Raw genomic sequence first — 20,871 nt, forward strand, 5'->3', positions numbered from 1 at the left:
ATAGATGGCTTTACTCATATTTTACACTAATTCATCTTTTACATTACAAAGTTGAAAATTTAGCTACCACTGCATATCCACTTCTATTTTCTCCACCTGTAATAAAGTAAGACCCACATCGTATCCATGCATGTGCTACCATCTCATTTTTTTCATTCTTTTTAACCCCTAGATAAATTGTAGTTGGTATTCCCTTTCCTCTCATCATTCTTTGTGCAGTAAGGGCTTTAATAAGGCACTTACTTTCCCATGGCGTATATCGTGAAGCATTAATAACTGCCCACCTTATGTCTCTCGCTATTCTATATGAATTTATATCTACCTCACCAGGCGACTCTTCTTTTATATTACCCATTCTCTTCCTAAGTTTATTAAAAGGTACAAAGATTATTAAAATCCTATAAATTCCTGTATATATATAAGCTTCTAGAAATCTTAACTTAATACTCCCATCTAAAATAGCAAAGGTTCTAATCTTTCTAGTTAATACTGATAAGCTCTGCATTTTTAAGTTTTCCTAAAAATTCTACTACGTTTTCTTTACACTGATTCTTTTCAACCTGAAACTCTCCAAGCAATGTGTTAATAATATTATTAACAGTAGAAGGCTCTTTAATAATCTCCCATATTCTACTTCCAACCTGATTCATCATAAAATATTGACCTTTTTCTAAATTCATCATAACCACTTCACCATCTAAATCTGTANNATATCAGAATTTCTTGTAATCTTAGAATTTAGTGTCATCTCCAGGTTGCCATTAATTTTAGCAGATTTAACTTTAAGTTTTTTAATCTCCATATCTATCATCCTCTCAAATATAATAATATACTTATTTATAATGCTAATTTAAAATATACATACCCTGTACACGGAATTACATAGCCACAAACCCTTTTCTCTCTTTAAATATCCCCTCAATAATTTCTATTTGATCATCCACTGTGTATTTATCCCTAGGCCTTGTAATTCTATAAAACTTAGCTTTTTTAGCTATTTCTATACAATTTTTGAAATACTTAGGAGTCATGCCTCCCATAGATCCTATATATTCAGTTCTATATATATTTTTAATAATCTTATTAAGCTTTTCTCCTCCCCTTATCTCTTCCACTCTCACATTATCAACCTCATCCATATCAAGCTCGCAAATTGCTGTTAGTGGAAACTTTTCTTTAGAAAACCCATGAAAATCTGGAACTATATACTTTATCTTTCCATCAGCATGAAAACAAGGATAAGATTCTTTAACATAATACATATTCTCTAAAGCATCAAAACATAGTTTATGGTAAGGAAAGCCTGGTTCAATGACTATTCTATTATCAAAACTTAATGCAGCTACATCATCTGCTACAAAGTTATAGCCTCTTTTTACAAGGGCTGTAGTCAATGTTGACTTTCCAGCCCCCCTTTCTCCTGTAAATATAATAGCCTTTCCATTTATGACAACGGTGCCTCCATGGATAGCTGTTGACTCCCTTTGAAGTAGGATAAAACCTAAGACACTTCCCATTATATAAACTTTCATAAGACTTTTATCACAATCTTCACAGGGATCTACTATCACAGTATTTCCATTTTCAATATAATACGTAGCCACATGGTCTATATGAAACCAAACATGATCCTTTGTTATATGAATACTTTTTCCCTCTTTAATTTCTTCTAAAATGTTATTTGGAGTTTGTCCATATAATATAGTTACAATGTCTTTATCTTTAAAATCTTCATTTCTTTTAGGGAATTCCAGAACTTCTATATTAGAATCTATATTAAGTCCATATACTCTATAGAAATATTTTTTATTTATATACATAATTTCATTGATTCCTTTCTAACATTCTATGTTTCTAATATTTCCTTAAATCAATATACCTATATCAAGCTTTATTTTGATATAGGTATATTGGTCAAAAATTATGATTGTTTTGGTGCACTTCCATGATTCTTAGGATGCCATCTATTATGCTTGTAACACCACACCCAATCTGAATGGTCAGCAGGTTGAATATTAGGATTAGTGTAATCTTCATTGTTAAATTTAATAGTCATTGGTTCTTGCCAATTACAAAAATCAATATATTCAGTTTCATTTGTATCATTAGAAGCTAATTGTGATAATATTGGTTTCTTCCACTCTTTTTTCATTCCTTTCCTCCTTCTATTTAAATGTCACTTAAAATACATATTTTATTTTATATGCATAATTTTACCATTATATTATTTAACATTCAATAGACGAGTTTATTATTTAAACCTAAATTTGATAAAAATCTTTGCATGAAATTTGTTATTCATACGTGCTTTTTTCTGATTACTTTATATAATGTATTTAATAAACTCCTACTTTTTAATTAACAAAACTGGCATTATTCTTTAACATCTATCATAATTATTTATATAAACAATTTACATTTATTTACTTTTGTAGTAATGTATTGTAGTAGGAGGTGAAAAGATGAAAACTTGGAATAAACCAGAATTAACCAATTTAGGTATTACCGAAACTAAAGATACGAACCCCACATTTTGGAATCCACTTATAGGTGCATGTAAAAATCCTTCTGGTGCAGGCAATGATTGTCCATTAACCTGGGAAAGAGATTGTAAATATTATGAACTACTTAGCTTAGACCTTTGTACTGGATATGGAAAATGCACAAAAAAAGTGCAACCAATTCCTCAGAATCCAACATCATGAGTTAAAAATATAGATAAGAAAGCATATGATGCCTTCTTATCTATATTTTTTATTCATTATTAACTAGAAAATATTCATTATTTGAATAAATTGGATTTAGCATTTTTGCATTTCTATTAATAATGTTATCAATATCATTAAATTCAAATAATCCTTTTTTTATGGTAGTTCCATTAAAAATATACAGTGATGAATTTTGGTTAAATACATTTTCTCTTAATATAGCTTTTCCATTAGGATTACTGTAGGTAGTATCAAACATATTAAAAACAGAATTACTACTGCTATTATTAACTTCATTATTATTAAATATAAGGTTTTTCATTTTTCCAGCTGACAGTTTTATAAAATCATCAGATGAAGGACTCATTTCTATAATATTATTCTTAATCTCTAATACTGTTGGACTTCCCCATGTTTGAGTAAGAATGTTACAATCTCTTATCTTACATTTATTAAAGGTAATAGTTTCTGTATTTCCATGGGTTCTTACTATAGATTTTGAAATGATACATCCACTCATTGAAGCATTTAATAATACTGTTAAAACGCTATCTTCAATAATACAACTATTAAGATGAGCGCTTAAATAGCATTGTTTCATTTTTAAACTGCAATCTTTTAAATTCCCAACAATTCTCACATTTATAGTTCCATCACTAGTAATTATTGAGTTTAAAATTATATCTTCCTCAGTCATTCTATCAATACTGCTATTTATAAAAGTTTCTCCATAAACATAAGGTCTTTCAATTACTGTTGTGTTTCTCGGTTGCAATTTTAAATTACTATTTATGAACTGATTTTCTTTACTTTCAATTTTATTTGTATATTCATAGGTTACAGAATTAGATTTAAATATATTTTTAACAAATTTATAATTAGTTGTTCTTCCCCACATATATACCATTCCTGTAAATTCATTTCCTTCAAATATAATATTATCTCCTGCACAAGTAACTATATCTCCTGATTTATTTCCCGTAAATTTATTATTTTCAACTTTAATGTCCTGCATTAGGTCCCATCCATCTTCAAAGTCAATAGCATAACCAGGTGCTTGACCTCCATTATTTTCAAAAATATTATTTTCTATAGTCCATTGTTGACCTCCACAAAATGCAATTCCTAAACTTCTATTATTTGAAATAGTGCAATTCCTTAAAATTATATTAGTAGGAGGCTTAAAATTACTAATCCAACCTACATAGCCTAAATTACTAGCTATATCTATCTGTGGGAATACAAATCTCACATAAACTGCTCCATCTGGTATAATGACTTTTCTAAATTGAAGGCACTTCTCTGAAGAAATAAACTGATTATTTTTATCATAAAAATAAGATATATATTGGGTTTGCTTTATATAAGGATACCCTTGATATCCTAAAGTATATCCAAACTCAAATTTCCCGTTACAAGCTGAAATGTTATAAGCTTTAGTCCTAGAAAAAAGGTTACTTTCAATAATTTCTCCCTTTAAATTTATATCTCCAATCTGAATATCTTTGACATAAACAGTATCATACCTATTTTTGTTGTTACCGCTACTAGTAGTAATCCCATAACCTGGCACATTAATCACTGCAATATTATCTATAATACAATTTCCTCCACCATTTACTACTAATCCACATCCCCACTCATGAGTTCCTGGTACTGTAATATAATCATGGGTTTCTTTATCTCCTTCCAAAATTCCATTGGTAAATATGAGGTTTTCTGCTCCATCTTCAAAGCTAACAATAGAATATTTTTCTAGTGCATTACTGTTAATTTTTAGAGTAGAACCATTTAAATCTATAGTTATATCTTTTAATTTAATTACTATTGGATTATTTTCATCTATTAAATAAATACCCTTTGGAAAGATTATCTTTTTATACTTTAGTGATGAGGACATGAATTCTAAGGCTTTATTAATACCTTTAGATGTTTCTATAGGTGAAGTTCCATCATTTTTAATATTAAAATATTTCAAGTCAAGAATATATTCAGTAATTTCCTTCTTCCTATACTTGAAATCTATAACTACATTCGGATTTTCTATAGTTAATATTACTTTTACTTTACTATCAGTAATTAGGTCATAATCTTCTATTGACTTTGCTTCATAACTATATTCTCCCATATCAATATTCTCTATATTAATAGAAGGTATTAATTTTTCATTTGTATCAATATTTATATAGTTAATTTCTATACATCCATAAACAGGCTCTGGTATATCCTTCTTATTATAATAAAATGTTATAGTATAATTTTTTCTGAAGAAAATCACGAATAAAAAGATAGTGCTTTTTATTGGAGTATATCCATTAATATCTTTAGCTTTATATATATATAATCCTGTCTTTACATTTTTATAAATATCTTTGGTGTATATTAATGCCTTAGTCTCATTATCTCTATATTCTATAGTAACTGTACTACTCATATCTCTTCTCCCTTTGGACTTTAATTTATATTATAGACTTGTCCTATAATATAATATTCAATTATTGGGATTAGTGATATAATTCCATACCCTATAATTCCATCCATTTAAGTAATCTATTTTTCTTTACAGAAATAGAAGCTCCCTTTATTATAAACTTACTCTTATCAATGAAGGAATATTCTTTTCTAAACAAACCTGCTATTAAATGGTGAAACCATGCTATAGGGATTAATATTTTATATCTCTTCGCATAATTATATTTTTCTGACATATATTCTACCCTAGGGAACATAAAACGTATGTATCTCTTTATGGCTCCTAAAGTGGCATTAATATCTTTACATTCATAGTTAAAAGCAATTTGATTACCAAAGGAATTTACCACATCCTTTTTCCCATAAACTCCACCCTTTAAAATTTCATATATGAGCAAATTAATATATTTTTCTTGATCTAATTTAATATTTATTAATTCATTAGGAACTTTCATGTGAAATAATCTATTACATAATAAAAAAATTATAATGTTAAACTTTTCAAAACCATATTCCTTAGATTTATATAGGAAGCTTGCCCATGAAATTTCATTTCCTTTATTCTCTACCAATAATACTAAGTCACAAAGCTGTCTTAACCCAAATCCATTGGCAGCTAAATGAGATGCCATATGCATACATAGGTGTAAAGCTAAATCTTCATAGCAAAGAGATCTTACTTCTGAGTCACCTACATTAACTTTTATAGAATTATTCCATACGTCTTCTTCAAATTTATTAAGATCACTACTAAATCCATCTCTCTTAACAATATGCCAGTGTACTTCTATAATAGGAAAAGTATAATGATAAAATACTATATGATGAGATGCAACATGATCCTCTAATTGGCTATAACCCAAGTCTAATAAAATACATTTAACTTTTTCTAAATCTTCTTCATGAACTAATATATCTGCATCGTTCATATCCCTTTGTTCTGGATGGGGATAAAAATTCCTTACCACTAGACCCTTTAATACAATTACAGGAATTGCTTCGTCATTAAACCTATTAAATATTTTAGCTATATTATATATATTTCTCAGTTGTTTTGTTCCAGTATGAAATACTGATATCTGAAGCTTTTTTAGTTCTTCACAATCTAGCTGTGAAATTAGATCTTTTTTACTTAAAGAAGAATAAATTATTCCCTCCACTTTATGTAATTGGGCTATAGTTAATATTTTATCCCAATTAAGGTTTTCAGATAATTTATATGTTGTTTTTCCCCTGATTGAATGAGACAATAATTCTATGAATTGACTCTGTGTACTATCCATAACTATACTCCTAACTATATTAAATTTACAACCTTTATAACTCACCTTTACTTTAAATTTATGTTAATATATGTATTACATAATAATTGTAACATATTTGAATATTATGTAAATAATTTCATTCTATATAGTAAGATATTTCCTCTAAAAAAGTTACCCAACCTTAGTTGAATAACTCTAAATTTAATTTATGAAATATAATATATCTGAAATATTTCTCTCTCCATTGAAATCTGAAGGTTCATTTATAACTTCGCCATTAAAATATAGAGTAGAGGATCCTCCGCCATCTAGGTTATACGCAAAGTTACAACCTAACTTTTGAAATTCAATGGCTAAATCATAACAACTCATGCCTTGTGACTTAGTACTTCTTCCATCAACAACAATTATTACATATTCCAATGGTCCTTTCTGACCAATAGCTGTACGTGGTTGCACATCTCCCTTATACCATGTATCTCCATATTCAACAATGTTACCGTCTTTAATTAGATCTGGACCAAAGTCATAGGTATGTCTTGCACCCAAACTCAATAATTCTTCTGCAGTCTTCTTTCCGTACTCATATATTTTAAAGCTTCCTTCCTTATCTATAACCAATGGCGCACAATCTAGATCCTTACCTCTGTATACTACTCCATCTCTAATTACATATCCTGATGTATTAAATCCACAAGCGGCACCATTAATAGCAAGAATAGCATTATGTCTGTTGGCTATAGAAGATGTTTTTTCTTTTATATTTAAGGAAAAAATATCTCCTGAAAAGGCAGAATTAAGTTGACTTTGATTTTTTATTTTTACTGTGGTAATCCAATATCTAAGGTTTGGATTAACTTTTACTATAGGTTCAACTATGATCATCATTGTAGGTGACCCATACTTCCTAATCCCTGTTTCATTATCTATTTTAACATAGGTATCAAATGGAAATTCATCCTTATCTACCTTGGAAATAACTTCACTATTTAATGCAGTATAATTATATAAACTAGCAACTAAAAATATTACTATACCCATTAAAATAGCAGATAATATTATTATAATAATTTTTCCAACAGCTAAATTACTTAATAATTTTGAGTTCCTCTCATTCATAATATCCCCCCTTGTATTACTTATACACTAATATAAATATGTGCAGTTATTATTAATTATAAACAAAAGGACCAATTAATTTAAAACTAATTAGTCCTTTACTTATATTATTTTAATTATTTTTTCATTTATATTACTAACTTTCTTAACCTCTGGTAATGATACATGCCCCCACCAACGATGAGTCCAAGCTATTTTTTCTATTTCACTTTCTTCAGGGATGATTTCAAAATTCAATGCTTTTTCTACTCTATCAACGTCGATATATGAACCATATTCATTCATTTGTGTTAATAGTAATATAGTACTATATTTTCCAGGTGCAAGTGTACTTGTATCCAAATTAAATATATCATCATACATGATACCTGACTTTGCATTTACAAATGGCTTGGAATAGCTTACACCAACTGGTGTATTATCTGAAAATAAGACTTCAACCCTCAGTCTTAAATTAAACAAATCTTTACCAGCTTTCCATTTCATTTTAAAGGCAATAGATTCTTTAGAAGTAAATATACAATCTTTATTATTAAGTATTTGGGTACTTATAATAGTTGCACTTTGCATAATGTGTGATTGCCTTTTTTGGTTTTCAAGATTCATTAATGGGGTAGTATTAAAATTATTATTCATATAAACCTTTATTCCATCATCTACATCACCATCAAAGATAATTTTCCCATGGTCTAAAACTATTACCCTACTACAAATCTGTTGTATCGTCCTCATACTATGACTTACATAAAGTATTGTTCTTCCCCCATCTGCTATATCCTCCATCTTTCCGAGACACTTTTCTTGAAATCTCATGTCCCCTACCGCTAATACTTCATCAACTATAAGAATATCTGGATCAAGGTGAGCTGCTACTGCAAATGCAAGCTTTACATGCATTCCACTTGAATATCTTTTTACTGGTGTATCAAGAAATTCACCTATTTCTGAAAATCCTACTATATCCTTAAACTTAGCTTCTATCTCTTTCTTTTTCATACCTAAGATAGACCCATTTAAATAAATATTTTCTCTTCCTGTTAATTCTTGATTGAAACCTGTTCCAATTTCTAAAAGAGAAGAAATTCTCCCTTTTATTTTAATTTCCCCCTCCGTTGGAAGTGTAATTCTAGAAAAAATTTTTAAAATAGTAGATTTTCCAGCTCCGTTATGTCCAATTATTCCAATTCTTTCACCTTTATTAACAGTAAAATTAATATCCTTCAATGCCCAAAATTCATTACCAGATGATATTTTATTTTTCTTACTAAATGCTCCTTTAATAGAGTTTAAAAGAACAGCTATAAAAGTATCATTTTTCTCTTGATTAGATAACAACCTATATTTTTTGCCAATACCATCAACCCTTAAAACTTCCTGACCCATATAAATCCTCCTATATTACATCTGCAAATGTGTCTTCAAACTTTATAAAAAATTTTACTCCTAATGTTAATCCTATTAATGCAATAGCAATTGAAAAAATTAATGCTGGAATATATATCCTTGCTGATGGTATAATGCACCATCTAAATCCTTCAATTACACCAACTAATGGATTAATGGAATATATTAATCTTAGATTGGTTGGTATCACTGAACTTGTATATGCAACTGGAGACAAATACATACCAAATTGCAATATTACTGGAACTATATATCTTATATCTCTATATTTTACATTAAGTGTAGAAAAAAATAAGCCAAACCCTAAGGCTATTATAAAAGCTAAAATAATAAAACATGGAAATAATAATATTTTTATTGGAGGTAAGTATCCAGTAAAAATCATTATAATTAATAAAACTAGTAATGAAATAACAAAATCTATAAAAGCTGTAACCACAGAAGATATAGGTAAAGTGAGCCTTGGAAAATATATTTTTTTAATCATATGACCATTATTAACTAGACTATTAGATACACCATTAAACGCTACAGAAAAGAAATTCCATGGTAAAAGCGCTGAATACACCATAATTGCATAAGGAACTCCATTCTCCGAGGGCATATTTGCTAATCCTCCGAATACAAAGGTCATAATTATCATTGAAAATATTGGTTGAAAAATAGCCCAAAGTACCCCTAATGCAGTTTGTTTATATCTAACTATAATATCCTTCCATGATAAAAATGTTATAACTTCTCTATATTTCCACAGTTCTTTCAATCTCTTTTTATGAGATGGTTTACCTGTTATTAAAATTACCTCATTCATAGTATTTCCTCCTTTAATTGTAAGTACTTATTATACAAATTTGAATTTATACAAAATAGTACCCACAAACACTTTTCTTTAAAATTAAATAAAGGACATTTTAATAAATATAATAATTCTGACGCAAATAATTTTTTATATATTTTTATATGTGTATTATCCATATTCAATAGATTAAATGCTTTTTTATAGCAATTAAAAAAATTTAAAACAAATGTATACTGAGCTTTATTATATAAGTTAATATTTCTTATTTCTTTAAAGAATTTCATTCTATCTTTATATGCATATGCTGCATCAAAATTTTTTAATGTAAATTTACCCTTTGTAATTCCCTCATCATTTTGATAATAATAATACAAGGGATAGTTAATATATACAATATTTTTACTATTAAATAATACTTTATGAATTACAAATTCATCCTCATGTATTTTACCATAAGGATATCTTATATTTTCAAATATGTTTTTATGATATAACTTATTCCAAGCTGTAACAAACTTAACTCCATTCTCCTTATGCATCTCATTTAATGCTTCAATATTATTAAATTTCTTTATATTTAACATTTTAGAAACTTCATACTTTTCTATGTTCTTATTATTCACCATTTCATAGTCACAAATTGCAATATCAGCCTGATAATCAATTATAGTATCATATAATATATCATACATATTGGGATGTATGTAATCATCACTATCTACAAAACCTATATATTCACCCTTTGCTATATTTAACCCTGAATTTCTTGCTGAAGAAAGCCCTTCATTATTTTTGTGTATAACTCTTATTCTTTTATCCTTTGTAGCATAATCATCGCATATTTCACCACAATTGTCTGGTGAGCCATCATCTACAAGTATCAGTTCAAAATCTTTAAATCTTTGATTAAGAATTGAATTAACACATCTATTTATATATTTTTCTACTTTATATACTGGTACTATAATACTTATTTTACACATACATACCCACCTAAAAATTGTTAAATTTAAACTTAATATAATTTATTATAAATTTAAATATATCTTTATAATCAAAAACAGTTAGTTTTCTTAAACTTCTTTTTATTTTTGTAAAATTCTTTAATAAGAATTTTACAGGATACCTATAGAGTATATCTATATAAAAACTTTTTAAATAGATTACCCCATTATCAAATTCATATCTATAATCAATACTTAAATCTTCTTGTATAATGTAATCTTTTATTCTAATGTATCCCCAAAGTAAATCTAATATCTTCTCATCTTTACTACCAGTTGTTGAATCTGACCTACGCAAATAATTATATCCTATATCCTTTGCCACACTCACTTTACTAGATTTTAAATATAACTTAGGTATTAACTCTAAATCTTCATAATACTTGCCTTCATAAAATAATAAGTTATTATTTAAAAATAGCTCTCTTCTAAATAATTTATTCCATGGATGTGCTCTTTTTAAAATGTCACTAAAAATTATATCTTTAGGAATATACTTATATCTTACAATTCCACCTTCATCTACCTCATTTACACCGGTTAAACACATATCAGCATCATTATATACACATGTATCATAAAGAATCTTATACATATCAACTTCTATCCAATCATCACTATCAACAAATCCTATATATTCACCTCTTGCAATATTTATACCTGCGTTTCTTGCCGTTGACTGTCCTCCATTCTCTTTATGAATCACTATAACTCTTTCATCTAATTCACCATACTCATCACATATCTTACCAGAACTATCTGTTGATCCATCATCTATAAGAATAAGTTCAAAATCCTTAAAAGTTTGATTTAATATGGAATCAACACATTTATGAATATACTTTTCAACATTATATACAGGCACTATTATACTTATTTTAGGATTCATATCATTTTTCCTTTCAATTAATATAGTTACATAATTTAATAACTTCACATGTTGTATCTATCTTATCCTTACATAAGGCTTTTGAAAAATTTTCACTAACTTGTGGATTATCAATAAGAAATTTAATTTTATCGCATATTTTATCTACATTACACTCCACAATTAATCCATTCTGTCCATCTTCAATCTGTTCATTAGCGACAATAAAATTTGTAGTAACTATGGGCTTATTTAAACATTTCGCCTCTGCTATGGTTATACAGTAGCCTTCATGCCTTGAAGGCTGAACATAAATATCTGAAGTCTTTATGTAGGGATAAGGATTTAGAGTTTCTCCTAATAAAATAAAATCATCTCTCAGATTTAGATTTTCTATAAGCTTCTCATACTCATCTCTATCCTTACCTTCTCCAATGCAATACCATTTAACTTTATATCCTTGTTTTTTCAATTTATATAATACTCTTATTGCTAAATCTTGCCCCTTTTCTTTAGATAATCTTCCTACAGTCAAAATTCTTATCCCCTTAAAATCATTGTCAAAATCTATTTTTTCTTGAGCCATGTCTTTAATTAATTCATGTGAAACTAAATTGTTAAACACCTGTGATTTAATTGATGTAACTGGAAACTGCTTATTTAAAATTCTCTCTCCATTCTTAGATACAACAAATATATTATTAAATCTTTTATATAACTTTGTATATAATTTTTTATTTATCGCATGATGTGAAATATCAAAATGTACCCAGGAGATTTTTAGTTTTGCTTTAACCTTATGTGTNNTAGGCTATTGCTACATCATATTCTTTCATATTCATAGGAATACTCTTTAGTATGTTTTTATAATATATATATCTATCATTTGATTTTTTACTCCTAAAATATGAATAAGAAAATCCAAGTATTTTATGATACTTTCTCTTCTTAATATAACTTTTTATAGTCTCATAAGGTGAATCCATAAGAATTGGTTTAATATCTTGAAACCAATTAGTTTCTTCGACTTTTACCCACTGTGGAAGATATTCTAGAAAACCTCCTTTTTTCTCAAGGAGTAAGACGGTAATATTATATTTATCCTTTGGTATAACTGATAATAGTGAAAGTAAGGACTTTTCAACTCCACCAATATTCATACTGCTTAACATAAATAGAACTTTTTTCACTGGCATTACTCCTATCCTTCTGTCATTTTTCAGCTCATAATTACTCTACTAATTTTTTCAATTTCTGCTGTTGTATTTATAATTTTACTACTAAGGTTGTTTCTAATTGCCTCATATAAGTCATTATTGTCTAATAGCTTTTTAATCCCTAAATATATGGAATCAGCATCTTCACTAACTATAATTCCATTTTCTTCATTAATTATTTGCTCACTTGCTCCAGTAAAGTTAGTTGTTATAATTGGATTATTAAAGCACCTAGATTCAGCTAAAGTTATACAATAGCCTTCATGTCTTGATGATTGCACGTATATATCACAATCTTTCATATATGGATAAGGATTTAATCTTGACCCTAATAGTACATAATCCTTTTCAATTTTTAATTCATTTATATTTTTTTCATACTCACTTCTAGCTCTGCCTTCTCCAACACAATACCACCTTAGTTTATATCCTTCACTTTTTAATCTTGCTAAAACAGGTATTGTTAAATCTTGTCCTTTTTCTTTGCTTAATCTTCCTACTGTAAGAATCCTAATTCCGTGAAAATCATCTTTAAAAGATTCTCCATTATCAGCTAAACTTTTTATCTTCTGATGATCTAAAATATTATAAAATACTTGGGTCTTATCCTTTAACTTAGGAAAATTCTTTATAAATTTACCTATACCATCTTTGGATACCACAAAAATTTTATCAAAACTTTTATATAGCTTAGATGTTAATCTTTTATTAAAATGTATTTTTTCTATATCAAAGTGTATCCATTGTACTTTTTTTTCTGACTTTATTTTATTTACAACAAAATATGTTATAAAGTCCATAGGTCCTGCATAAGCTACTGCAATATCATAGTTATTATCTAAAGTTTTTATATTTTTAAAGATATACCTATAATAATAGCTAAGGTTACCAGTAATTTTAGTGATTAAATATAAGATTGCAATAATGATACTCTCTAAATATTTATGTTTTGTTATGTTTTTCTTTAACACAGATAAATGTGGCTCAATAAAATATGATTTTAAGCTCTTATATTCATCTACATACTTAACATTAACCCAACCTGGTATTTCATTTAAAAATCCACCATATTCCTCTAACATAAGAATAGTAATATCCCATTTAGTTCTATCCATTTCTCTTATCATTGATAGCAGTGCTTTTTCTGTGCCACCTATGCTCATATTAATAACCATAAATATTATTTTATACATTTAATCACATCCACAATAGTAATATATTTCTTAATTCATATATCTAGTTACTATTTAAACAATTCATAAATTTTATATATTTCATTCATTGTATTATATTCATTTTCTGATTTAAGATTTCTAAGAATATTATCTCTGAAACTGTTGTCATCTAAATATCTTTTTATCCCATTTAATAGTTGTACTTCATCTTGTTCTACAATTAAACCATCTTCCTCGTTTTTGATTAATTCATTAGCAGTATTAAAATTAGTACATACAATTGGTTTTTTCAAAATTTTTGCTTCTATAACAGTTAATCCAAAGCCCTCATTTCTTGATGGTTGAACGTATATATCACACTTTTTCATGTAAGGATATGGGTTATCACGAGATCCTAATAATATAAAATATTTTTCAAGGTCATATACTTTAACTAAATCTTGCAATTTCTCTTTATCTTGTCCATCTCCAACAACATACCATTTAAACTTATAACCACTATTTCTTAGTAAATCAGCAGTTTTTATTGCTATATCATATCCCTTATATCCTATAACTAGTCTACCTACAGTTAATATATTAACTTCATTAGAATCAATTTCTTTAATTTTTTCCGTTGCCATATTTACAATTATATCTGGATTAACTATATCTTTAATTACCACTATTTTATTTGTATAATTTTTGTTTACATTTATAATTGAATCTTTTGATGACTCAGAAACTGCAACTATTTTGTGAATTTTATCATAAAATATTTTATCTAACTCTTTATTATAAGTAGTAGCTTTGTAATCACAATTTATCCAAGCTATTTTATTATCTGCATCTACCTTATCTACCACAAAATAAGTTGGAAATCCTTGTGCAAAGGCAATTGCTATATCATATTTCTTTTCAATCCTTTTTAATATATTCTTCTGATTTATATAAAATATTTGTTGATTGTTTTTAGTTTTTTTACTTTCTAATTTATTTAATCGTATGTCTATAGATGATTTTATACGACACATTCTATATAATAATGCCTTAACTATTGTTTTATCGTAATTTTCATTGTTTAAGTATATATAAAAATTGGGAATATCTAATATATTAACTTCATTTGGAATATACTTGTCTAATGATTCTCCCTTTCTTAGCATTAACAAATCTACCCTATATTTTGAATAATCAATTACATTTAAAAGAGAAACTAAACTTTTTTCTGAACCTCCGATTGTTAAGGAATTAATTACAAATAATATATCTTTTTTCACTATTAATCACCTACTTTTTAATTGACAAAACTTCATTTATATAATTTTTTGAAGAAATAATTTTTGTGTTTAAAATTTTATCCACTTTAGCATAATCTATATCCTCTAACAATTTATCCAAAATATAATCATTTTCAATATATCTATGTTCTAAATTTAGATCAATTAACAAATCTCTCATCCTTGTATTTATATTCTCTAACCTTCTAACAATTGCCATAGGTTTCTTATATATTAAAGAAAAGGCTACTGCATGAAACGAGTTTGATATTACAAATTCTGCATTTCTCACTAGAGATACAAAAGTTTCTGGTCCACTGAATTTGAAGTTTTTATCCTCATATGACCCTCTATAGTGACTTATAGTATATATCTTACATCCCTTATAATATGAAATTTCCAATGCTAATTTCTTTATTATTGGATTATTATCAAAATCATAAACTAATAGATATTTATCTTTAAACTCTCTATTACCAATATCATCCCACATTTTTCTATCTACTAAAAATACAGGATCAACTACCACTTCAACCTTTTTTAACTCTAATTCATTAATGATTTTTTTCCCACTCTTTTCTCTTACCGATATTCTATCTAATTTTAGTAGATTTTCTCTTACAAAATTTTTGTATTTATTATCAATAGTTTCTGTTGCAAAACTCGCTGCATAGGAAGCTCTTATTTTTGAATCTGGTACAAAATCCAAATAAAAAGTGGAATCTTTTCCATTATCCCGTAAACAATTCCATATTTGATCACTTCCACATAAATAAACATCTGCTTTAGGAATATTATTTTTTAGTTGTATATTACATGCATATCTATATTTTGATAATGACATAAATTTATTTTTAAAAGTATCAAAGGCTTTCTTCCTTTTTAACAATGCTAATTTAAATGGTAATTTTAAAATTATATAAATAAATTTTGTTATATAATTTCTGTTCCACTTAGGGTTATCTATTGAAATTAACTTATAATGTCCACTTAAATAATCTGGTTTATAATCTATTATTTCTACATCATTTCCAATCAACTTTAAATATGCCATTAATGCATATGCTTGTAGCGAAGCTCCATGATTATATACATCATGACAAGTTATTGTACACACCTTCATAATTTTATTCCTTATCTTTTATTAATAGTAAATAATATTTTACTTTTTAGCAAACTCATTACTAGCGGCTCCATATCTTCTCCCTTTCTTAAAATAGCTTATACACCTTTCCTAATTCCTCCATATTATCATAGTTACTCTTTCTACAACATTCTTCCATTTCTTTTTTTAAATGTATGTTATTGTAAATATTTTCTATTCCAGCAGATATTCCTTCTACTGATTGATCACATATTAATCCATCAACTCCATCTCTTAGCTGACTTTTAGCCGTAGGATAATTAGTAATGATTACAGCCTTTCCTAGTATTTGAGCCTCAGTAACAGTTACAGCTCGTCCTTCATACCTTGATGGCTGTACATATAAATCACAACCTTTCATATAGGGATAGGGATTGATTTTTTTTCCTAGTATTATAAAATCTTTCTCAAGATGATTCTCTTTTATTAACTTTCTTATCATCCCCTCATCTCCCCCATACCCAACTACATACCACTTTATATCTGTAAAACCTTTATCATGCAATATTCTTAAAGCTCTAACTCCATTATCTATTCCCTTTGCCATTGACAATCTAGCTACTGATAAAAGCTTAAAACCTTTTTCTTTACTTATATCATCTTCCACTTCTTCTACAGCCATGGCTCTTATAAACTCTGAAGATACTATATTCTCCATTACCACCACCTTATTATTTAGTTTGTTATATTTCTTTAAAAAGGAATTTTTACATTCTTCCGATACAGCTACTATAGAATCAAATTTATTCCAATGCTCTATATCCTCTATAACATCAGTATCAATACAGGAATAATCCGTATGAATCCAAGCTATCTTTTTTTTAGCCTTTACATTGTTAGCTACAAAATAATGCGGCCATAAGTAGCTTATAGCCACATCATACTGTTTATTTAAACAAGGTAAATATTTCAATGAATACTGCCACATCCTCTGCATCTGTATGTGTCCAGATTCTTCTAAAGCATTTTTTTTAGCATATTTAGCAGCATCCATTCTAGCTTTAATACGTGCTAATCCTAAACTAATTTTTTTATCCTTAAATATCTCTAATATGGATTTTCGAAAGGTTGTATATTCTTCTATCTCATCTAGAATGTTAAATTTGCCTCTTAATAACTTCATAAAATCTCCTTTATGTCTATATAACATCAAATCTACATTATAATTGTTATAATCAAAGCTTTCTAACATATTTATAAGACTTCTCTCTACTCCCCCAACTTCCATATCAAAGGATGCTATTAGCACATTCTTCATATTTATCCCCTTCTAATTCTATTCCATATAATTTATATAGTTTACCTTTAATATCCTGAATTTTATATCCTTGAAACTCAAATGATCTTTTTATTAACAACTTATCAACCTTAGATTGTTCTAGCATTTTAATTACTGTATTACTCCAAATTTCTATACCTGCTTCAAGATTCAATCTCTTAAGTAGACCTAGATGTAAATCTGCTTCCGGCTGAATAGCCGTAGATGTTAAACATGGTACTCCTGAAGCTTGTGCCTCTAAAAGTACAAGTCCTAATCCCTCATAGGTTGATGGTAATATAAATAAATCTATTTCCTTAAGTATATTATTCACATCATCTCTAATACCTAACAGATGTATGTTATTCTCTAAGTTTAATTTTTTAATTTTTTCTTCTATAATATCCCTTAAATCTCCGTCACCAATTAAAATGCATTTAAATTTAGGATTTATTCTCACTAAGTTTGACATTAAATTAATTAGAAAATTATGATTTTTTGCATGAATAAATCTTCCTACATTACCAATTAAAATATCATCATTGTTTATTTCTAATTTTTTTCTTATATAGCTACTACCTTCATTATTAATAAATCTTTCATAATCAATATAATTAGGTAATTTACAGTATCTATTATATTTAAGTGTACTGTANNCTGTATCCAAATAAGTACTCACCAGCTGCATCGCTACATGACAAAAAGTTTGTGGAAAACCCCTTTATTAACCACTTCATTATGGATATGTATAATCTTTTTATTAGACTTTTACTATAATCCTTAGTAGTATGGGCATGAGATATTCTTACCTTTACTCCAGCTAGTTTTGCAGCCAATACTCCCACTCCACAATTAAATAAAGTATGAGCATGAACAGCACTATACTCATCTTCATTCTTTATAATCTTCATTAAATTTATTACGGATTTTATAACACCTACTTCACTTGGAGGATCTAACTTTATTATTCTTCCACCTAATTTTCTAATTTCTTCATCATAATAGCCTTCCTTATGGTAATAAGAAACAAAGTCAAATTGAATTTCCTTATAAACCTTTCTATATAAATTCATAAGCATAGTTTCGGTACCACCCACGTCCATTCCACCTACAATGTGAAGCACCTTATTTCTTTCCATTTCTCATCTCTCCTTACTTTTCATCTATGATTGGGAGCGTAATAGAAAATAGATTTTATATCTAAAACACTCTTATATTGCATATTAAGTCCTATTACTTGCTCTCTATAAAAGAAGATTAGATAACACACTATGAATGCTAAATATATTGTTCGTCTTTGCTTACCCTCTAGACAATTACGTATTATATATGGTAATAGTATAAAATTATAAAATTGTAAATATAATGAAAATCTATTAAATATCCAATTTGACATACCAAAGGCTACAAATATGCAATTTAAAAGAGCCATATTAACAAATACATTGCTCTGTGGCCACTTTTCTTTTAGTTCATTTCTTTTTAAATATGCAAATATAATTGGAACCATGTTTACAAGGGTTCTGATTATACTCGATCCTCCTTCGTCAAAATCAGAATAATATCCATAATTAGTATTTTCTATAATCTTAAACAAGTAACTGCTTAGCACCTCATAAAAAAGAATTCCTAATACAGCAATTCCAATTATCATGTATATTTTCTTTGACCAAGGTTTTAATCTTGCTATAAAATATATTGGAATCATAAATAGAGCTGATTGATGAATAGTTGAAATTATAAGTACACTAAATAAATATTTTTTAAAGCTACCATCTATGATAAACTTTACACATAGAAATAAAAGAGCTGCTGCCAAGCATTGTCTCATTCCATTCATGGTAACTGTAAAATAACCTGCTGCTATATACATAAATATTTCTAATTCTATGTAACTCCTATACTTGTTTAATGTATAGACATTACATAGTTGAGTCATTAAAGCTACTACAAATACAATAGTTTGTGGATTATTAGAAAATTGAATTAAAATTAAATTTAATAGGACAAAACCATAGTCGCCATTGGCTTTAGAAAAATTAGGATTTTCTACTAAAAGATCATATGTGTGCTTATACATACCTGTATCTCCAATACCAGACCTTAGCCCTGAAAATAATACTAAAACCGAAACTACAAGAGAAATCCAAAAGATAGCTATAAGCTTGTACTTTTTATCATTAGCCATTCTAGCGAGCAAGGATAATATAAAAGTTGAAGCCAAGGTAGCATAATATATTCCCATTTTCTTCTCCTTTCTATAAGTTTCTTATATCTCTAGTTCTAAAGATTATATAACTATATAAAATATATCCCAATGGAATGGCTGCTAACATAATCCCTTTGTATGGAACCTTACTTAAAAAATTCTTATCCTTTACAATTAAACTACTAGATACATAATGAACACATTCTTTAAACCTGTATAATAAAGATGTATTAGGTATCTTTAAGTTTTCTATCCTATAGAAGCACCATCCCTTAGGATTATTTCTGTATTGTCTAAGCATATTCTTCGTAGACCCATCTTCCATGTATTCTACAATACAAACAGGTTCATTAACCAAAGCTAGTTTGTAATTTTCATCTAGTTTATGACACTTATAAGCTAGTCCTACATATTTCTCATCTTCAAATTCAGGATATGGATATTTTTTTGTAAGCTCAGTCCTATATATAAGTTTTTTATCTCCTTTAATACCATATTTATGATATATATCAAATAAAGTAGCTTCCCTTAATCCTTCTGGAAACTTCGTTCCTATTATCTCACCAGTTTCATATAAATCAAGAGCTGCAATTCCTGCTATATTTTCTGCCTTTCTTTCATCCCAAGCCTTTAGAATTTTTTCTACTCCATCCTCTGTCATATAATCATCTGAATCTATACATATATTTAACTCTGTATCAATATTTTCATAGGCAGTATTATGAGCACTATGCATACCTCCATTTTTTTTATATATATAATCTATTTGAAAGTCTGTTTTCTCTTTCCAATTTATAATCAGCTCTTTAGTATCATCTGTTGATCCATCATCTACTACCAACCATTTAAAATTTTTATTTGTCTGTCTTCTCAAACTTTCATAACACTTATATATGAGTTCTTTTCTATTATAAGTTGGCGTAAAAACTGTTAAAATTGGTTTCATTAATATCCTCCGTCCTAAATTATG

Annotated in this window: 21 protein-coding genes; 1 reads left to right on the forward strand and 20 read right to left on the reverse strand. The window is 27.6% G+C overall.

Features of this window, described 5'->3' with window-relative positions; all coding sequences use genetic code 11:
- Positions 1–43: 43 nt before the first annotated feature.
- From B2671_RS00580 to B2671_RS00595, 4 genes are all read right to left on the reverse strand, one after another.
- Positions 44–505 (reverse strand): lasso peptide biosynthesis B2 protein, encoded by a 462-nt coding sequence (locus B2671_RS00580; RefSeq protein WP_346868656.1) that lies wholly within the window; start codon positions 503–505, stop codon positions 44–46.
- Entirely contained in the window at positions 480–683 is a 204-nt protein-coding gene (locus B2671_RS00585) for a PqqD family peptide modification chaperone (protein ID WP_346868657.1), read from the reverse strand. The genes B2671_RS00580 and B2671_RS00585 overlap by 26 nt, the downstream gene beginning before the upstream one ends.
- A gap of 195 nt (positions 684–878) precedes the next feature.
- Positions 879–1,820, reverse strand: coding sequence for a hypothetical protein (locus tag B2671_RS00590; protein ID WP_346868658.1), 942 nt, complete (start codon positions 1,818–1,820; stop codon positions 879–881).
- Between the two features lie 101 nt (positions 1,821–1,921).
- A complete protein-coding gene (locus B2671_RS00595; RefSeq protein WP_346868659.1) occupies positions 1,922–2,152 on the reverse strand; it encodes a hypothetical protein in 231 nt (76 codons plus the stop codon).
- A gap of 310 nt (positions 2,153–2,462) precedes the next feature.
- On the opposite strand from B2671_RS00595, the gene B2671_RS00600 reads away from it, so the two are divergent.
- Positions 2,463–2,705, forward strand: coding sequence for a hypothetical protein (locus B2671_RS00600; protein ID WP_346868660.1), 243 nt, complete (start codon positions 2,463–2,465; stop codon positions 2,703–2,705).
- Between the two features lie 49 nt (positions 2,706–2,754).
- Here B2671_RS00600 and B2671_RS00605 read toward each other — a convergent pair whose 3' ends face one another.
- The 16 genes from B2671_RS00605 to B2671_RS00680 form a co-directional block, all read right to left on the reverse strand.
- Positions 2,755–5,142 (reverse strand): right-handed parallel beta-helix repeat-containing protein, encoded by a 2,388-nt coding sequence (locus B2671_RS00605; protein WP_346868661.1) that lies wholly within the window; start codon positions 5,140–5,142, stop codon positions 2,755–2,757.
- Positions 5,143–5,233: 91 nt separating this feature from the next.
- Positions 5,234–6,463 (reverse strand): nucleotidyltransferase family protein, encoded by a 1,230-nt coding sequence (locus tag B2671_RS00610; protein ID WP_346868662.1) that lies wholly within the window; start codon positions 6,461–6,463, stop codon positions 5,234–5,236.
- Between the two features lie 183 nt (positions 6,464–6,646).
- Positions 6,647–7,564, reverse strand: a complete 918-nt coding sequence (locus B2671_RS00615) for a phosphodiester glycosidase family protein (RefSeq protein ID WP_346868663.1) — start codon at positions 7,562–7,564, stop codon at positions 6,647–6,649.
- 102 nt (positions 7,565–7,666) lie between these two features.
- Positions 7,667–8,947: an ABC transporter ATP-binding protein gene (locus B2671_RS00620; protein WP_346868664.1), complete on the reverse strand. Its 1,281-nt coding sequence runs from the start codon at positions 8,945–8,947 to the stop codon at positions 7,667–7,669.
- Between the two features lie 10 nt (positions 8,948–8,957).
- The gene (locus B2671_RS00625; RefSeq protein ID WP_346868665.1) at positions 8,958–9,779 is read right to left on the reverse strand and encodes an ABC transporter permease; all 822 of its coding nucleotides are present in this window, start codon (positions 9,777–9,779) and stop codon (positions 8,958–8,960) included.
- Positions 9,776–10,750, reverse strand: coding sequence for a glycosyltransferase family 2 protein (locus tag B2671_RS00630; RefSeq protein ID WP_346868666.1), 975 nt, complete (start codon positions 10,748–10,750; stop codon positions 9,776–9,778). Before B2671_RS00630 ends, B2671_RS00625 begins: the two co-directional genes overlap by 4 nt.
- A 10-nt stretch (positions 10,751–10,760) precedes the next feature.
- Positions 10,761–11,660, reverse strand: coding sequence for a glycosyltransferase family 2 protein (locus B2671_RS00635; protein WP_346868667.1), 900 nt, complete (start codon positions 11,658–11,660; stop codon positions 10,761–10,763).
- A 13-nt stretch (positions 11,661–11,673) separates the two neighbouring features.
- Positions 11,674–12,174 (reverse strand): glycosyltransferase, encoded by a 501-nt coding sequence (locus tag B2671_RS00640; RefSeq protein ID WP_346868668.1) that lies wholly within the window; start codon positions 12,172–12,174, stop codon positions 11,674–11,676.
- Between the two features lie 684 nt (positions 12,175–12,858).
- Positions 12,859–14,049 carry a glycosyltransferase gene (locus B2671_RS00645; protein WP_346868669.1) on the reverse strand — a complete coding sequence of 397 codons (1,191 nt, stop codon included), beginning with the start codon at positions 14,047–14,049 and terminating at the stop codon, positions 12,859–12,861.
- Between the two features lie 50 nt (positions 14,050–14,099).
- Positions 14,100–15,290, reverse strand: a complete 1,191-nt coding sequence (locus tag B2671_RS00650) for a glycosyltransferase (protein WP_346868670.1) — start codon at positions 15,288–15,290, stop codon at positions 14,100–14,102.
- 10 nt (positions 15,291–15,300) lie between these two features.
- Positions 15,301–16,413, reverse strand: coding sequence for a polysaccharide pyruvyl transferase family protein (locus B2671_RS00655; RefSeq protein WP_346868671.1), 1,113 nt, complete (start codon positions 16,411–16,413; stop codon positions 15,301–15,303).
- Between the two features lie 88 nt (positions 16,414–16,501).
- Positions 16,502–17,692, reverse strand: a complete 1,191-nt coding sequence (locus tag B2671_RS00660) for a glycosyltransferase (RefSeq protein ID WP_346868672.1) — start codon at positions 17,690–17,692, stop codon at positions 16,502–16,504.
- Entirely contained in the window at positions 17,664–18,380 is a 717-nt protein-coding gene (locus B2671_RS00665) for a glycosyltransferase (RefSeq protein WP_422653208.1), read from the reverse strand. The genes B2671_RS00660 and B2671_RS00665 overlap by 29 nt, the downstream gene beginning before the upstream one ends.
- Complete coding sequence (locus B2671_RS00670; protein ID WP_346868674.1) at positions 18,334–18,831, reverse strand: glycosyltransferase; 498 nt, start codon at positions 18,829–18,831, stop codon at positions 18,334–18,336. Before B2671_RS00670 ends, B2671_RS00665 begins: the two co-directional genes overlap by 47 nt.
- Positions 18,832–18,851: 20 nt before the next feature.
- On the reverse strand, positions 18,852–19,937 hold the full coding sequence (locus B2671_RS00675) for an EpsG family protein (protein ID WP_346868675.1): 1,086 nt from the start codon (positions 19,935–19,937) through the stop codon (positions 18,852–18,854).
- Positions 19,938–19,950: 13 nt separating this feature from the next.
- Positions 19,951–20,847 (reverse strand): glycosyltransferase family A protein, encoded by an 897-nt coding sequence (locus B2671_RS00680; RefSeq protein ID WP_346868676.1) that lies wholly within the window; start codon positions 20,845–20,847, stop codon positions 19,951–19,953.
- Between the last annotated feature and the right edge of the window lie 24 nt (positions 20,848–20,871).

It is taken from the genome of Clostridium sp. UBA5119, from assembly GCF_002414285.1.
GTDB lineage: Bacteria > Bacillota > Clostridia > Clostridiales > Clostridiaceae > Clostridium_J > Clostridium_J sulfidigenes.

What these genes read in the sequence shown, in the direction of transcription:
- B2671_RS00660 (WP_346868672.1), bottom strand. Translation starts at nt 17,692, where the DNA reads ATGAAGAATGTGCTAATAGCATCCTTTGATATGGAAGTTGGGGGAGTA.
- B2671_RS00675 (WP_346868675.1), bottom strand. Translation starts at nt 19,937, where the DNA reads ATGGGAATATATTATGCTACCTTGGCTTCAACTTTTATATTATCCTTG.
- B2671_RS00615 (WP_346868663.1), bottom strand. Translation starts at nt 7,564, where the DNA reads ATGAATGAGAGGAACTCAAAATTATTAAGTAATTTAGCTGTTGGAAAA.
- B2671_RS00620 (WP_346868664.1), bottom strand. Translation starts at nt 8,947, where the DNA reads ATGGGTCAGGAAGTTTTAAGGGTTGATGGTATTGGCAAAAAATATAGG.
- B2671_RS00610 (WP_346868662.1), bottom strand. Translation starts at nt 6,463, where the DNA reads ATGGATAGTACACAGAGTCAATTCATAGAATTATTGTCTCATTCAATC.
- B2671_RS00585 (WP_346868657.1), bottom strand. Translation starts at nt 683, where the DNA reads ATGATGAATTTAGAAAAAGGTCAATATTTTATGATGAATCAGGTTGGA.
- B2671_RS00580 (WP_346868656.1), bottom strand. Translation starts at nt 505, where the DNA reads ATGCAGAGCTTATCAGTATTAACTAGAAAGATTAGAACCTTTGCTATT.
- B2671_RS00635 (WP_346868667.1), bottom strand. Translation starts at nt 11,660, where the DNA reads ATGAATCCTAAAATAAGTATAATAGTGCCTGTATATAATGTTGAAAAG.
- B2671_RS00630 (WP_346868666.1), bottom strand. Translation starts at nt 10,750, where the DNA reads ATGTGTAAAATAAGTATTATAGTACCAGTATATAAAGTAGAAAAATAT.
- B2671_RS00605 (WP_346868661.1), bottom strand. Translation starts at nt 5,142, where the DNA reads ATGAGTAGTACAGTTACTATAGAATATAGAGATAATGAGACTAAGGCA.
- B2671_RS00595 (WP_346868659.1), bottom strand. Translation starts at nt 2,152, where the DNA reads ATGAAAAAAGAGTGGAAGAAACCAATATTATCACAATTAGCTTCTAAT.
- B2671_RS00600 (WP_346868660.1), top strand. Translation starts at nt 2,463, where the DNA reads ATGAAAACTTGGAATAAACCAGAATTAACCAATTTAGGTATTACCGAA.
- B2671_RS00590 (WP_346868658.1), bottom strand. Translation starts at nt 1,820, where the DNA reads ATGTATATAAATAAAAAATATTTCTATAGAGTATATGGACTTAATATA.
- B2671_RS00680 (WP_346868676.1), bottom strand. Translation starts at nt 20,847, where the DNA reads ATGAAACCAATTTTAACAGTTTTTACGCCAACTTATAATAGAAAAGAA.
- B2671_RS00625 (WP_346868665.1), bottom strand. Translation starts at nt 9,779, where the DNA reads ATGAATGAGGTAATTTTAATAACAGGTAAACCATCTCATAAAAAGAGA.
- B2671_RS00655 (WP_346868671.1), bottom strand. Translation starts at nt 16,413, where the DNA reads ATGAAGGTGTGTACAATAACTTGTCATGATGTATATAATCATGGAGCT.
- B2671_RS00645 (WP_346868669.1), bottom strand. Translation starts at nt 14,049, where the DNA reads ATGTATAAAATAATATTTATGGTTATTAATATGAGCATAGGTGGCACA.